This is a genomic window from Desulfovibrio sp. 1188_IL3213 (assembly GCF_036763145.1).
GTDB lineage: Bacteria > Desulfobacterota > Desulfovibrionia > Desulfovibrionales > Desulfovibrionaceae > Desulfovibrio.
On the sequence record NZ_JBAIYR010000412.1, the window covers coordinates 1 to 1,972 of the forward strand.

Annotated in this window: 3 protein-coding genes; 1 reads left to right on the plus strand and 2 read right to left on the minus strand. The window is 60.5% G+C overall.

The genetic code is table 11. From position 1 onward, the window contains the following. On the minus strand, nt 1-570 hold a 570-nt coding region (mutL, locus tag V6C16_RS12045; RefSeq protein WP_333543310.1), incomplete at its 3' end, for a DNA mismatch repair endonuclease MutL. 189 nt (nt 571-759) lie between these two features. Between mutL and V6C16_RS12050 the strand changes: the two genes are divergently transcribed. After that, entirely contained in the window at nt 760-1,065 is a 306-nt protein-coding gene (locus tag V6C16_RS12050) for a hypothetical protein (RefSeq protein WP_333535271.1), read from the plus strand. A 671-nt stretch (nt 1,066-1,736) separates the two neighbouring features. Here the strand turns inward: V6C16_RS12050 and V6C16_RS12055 are convergent. After that, a partial coding sequence (locus tag V6C16_RS12055) for an AIR carboxylase family protein (RefSeq protein ID WP_333543311.1) occupies nt 1,737-1,972 on the minus strand: 236 nt, incomplete at its 5' end.

A 1,972-nucleotide genomic window follows, 5' to 3' on the forward strand; every position in this document is an offset into this window, starting at 1 on the left:
TGGGCGCGTCAGTGCAAGGCGGGCCAGCCAGTCCTGGGCGCGCCGGAACTCGGTGGAAGGGGTCTTTAAAAACTTCAGCCGGGCTGGTATGTTGGAAAAAAGATCACGCACCTCCACCAGCGTTCCCCTGTGCAGGGCCGCCGGGCCGGAGCTTTTGAGCAGCCCGTGTTCCACCTCTACCCGGTGGGCCGCAGCCTGCCCCGCAGCGTCCCGAACGGCGGAGGTTATGGTAAAGCGCGAGACCGAGGCGATGCTCGGCAAAGCCTCGCCCCGGAAGCCATAGGAGAGGATACGCTCAAGGTCTTCCAGGCAGCTTATTTTGCTGGTGGCATGGCGGGTGACGGCCAGCTCAAGGTCTTCCGCAGGAATGCCGCAGCCGTCGTCCTGTACACTGATACGGCTTTGCCCGCCGTTTTCAAGGCAGACATCAATCTGACAGGCCTGGGCATCCAGGCTGTTTTCCACCAGTTCTTTCAACACGCTGGCGGGCCGTTCAACCACTTCGCCGGCAGCGATCTGGTTGCGCAGCTCGGGCGGCAGCAGGCGTATATGACTATTTTTTTCAGACATGGTTTCAGTGTATGCGCCCCTGTGCGGCATGGCAAGCGGCGGCGCAGGCCGGGAAAAAACGCTCCCGCAGGACGGCGCAGGGCTTGCCTTGCCGCCAGGGGTGCTTATGTATGGAAGGCAAGGCTTAAAAGGCGCGACGCCGCAAACACGCAGGTAAGCGCAGCGCGCCGGATGCTGAGGGAGGAAACAATGCACGAAAACATCATGAAAGCCATTGCCGAACCTTTGCGCGGCCCCTTGTCGCCCAAGGGCTATGACCCTGAACTTCTGTATGTGGAATGCGGCCGCTGCGGTTCACCCGTCATGTGGGAACAGGGCAAGGCCACAGATATTCTTGGAATAGCGGGCATCGACCCGCTGGAGCTGGACTCATCCTGCCTGCTGGTTACCGATGCCTGCCCCCTTTGCGGCGGCAAGGGCCACTATACGGTTCAGATTTTTCGCGTCAGCGGCGACACGCAAACACGCCGCCCGCCCTATTTCGGCAATGCGTAGACTGCGGCGGGATACCCCACCCGCCCGATCCCAAGGCCGCCGGTTCATGTGCCCGGCGGCCTTTTCTGTTCTCCGGGCTGGCCGCCCCGCGGGCATACGGATATTCCCGACCGCCGAACCGGGCGCAGCGCGGCATACCCCCATTTTTTCAGGGAGCTGTTCAGAGCCGTTTCACGTTGAAAGCCCTCTGGCTATTGCGTGAGCAAACGCCTCTGTTCACGCCGATAAGTGCTGCCATGAGCGCTCTTGAACGCTGGGAATGCGCATCCTCACAGGTACTGCTCCGGAACAGTTCCGCCTTGCGATTGATTTAGAGCAATTTCACTTTGAAATTGCTCTGGCGGCTACGTGAGCAGTCGCCCGCCGCAAAGATGCAAGCGCAATTTACTTGCGCGGTTAAGCATCGAAGCGAGCGTGACTTAAACTTTGAGAATGTACATTCTCAAAGTTAATCTGCTCTAACGGCGGGAAAAACCCGCCCGAGCCAAGCTCACGGGCCGTATCTGAAGGACCGCGCCTGATTCCCGCGCTTGGCGGGCTGTGCCTGCACGCATTCAAAAAAAGTCATGCCGCCGGAAAGGTTTTTCGGCGGCATGACTTTTTTGCGGCAAAAACAGTTTTATGCAGATGGCGGGAAGTCACATGACGCACCTGCCCGGCAACGCTTCGGCTCAGGCGTACTTGCGGGTAATTTCGTCACCGGCCTTTTCCACATCCTCGCGCATTTTCGCGCGGGCGGCGGAAAGCTTCCGACTCAGTTCGGCGTCCGTCAGGGCCAGTATCTGGGCCGCAAGCCAGGCCGCATTGCGCGCCCCGGCCTTGTCGAGGGCCACCGTGGCTACAGGAAATCCGGGAGGCATCTGCACCGTTGCAAGCAGGGCGTCCATGCCGCCAAGAGCCACGCCGG

Bases quoted from the DNA above. Each gene is read 5' to 3' on its own strand.
- V6C16_RS12050 (WP_333535271.1), top strand. From the start codon at position 760: ATGCACGAAAACATCATGAAAGCCATTGCCGAACCTTTGCGCGGCCCC.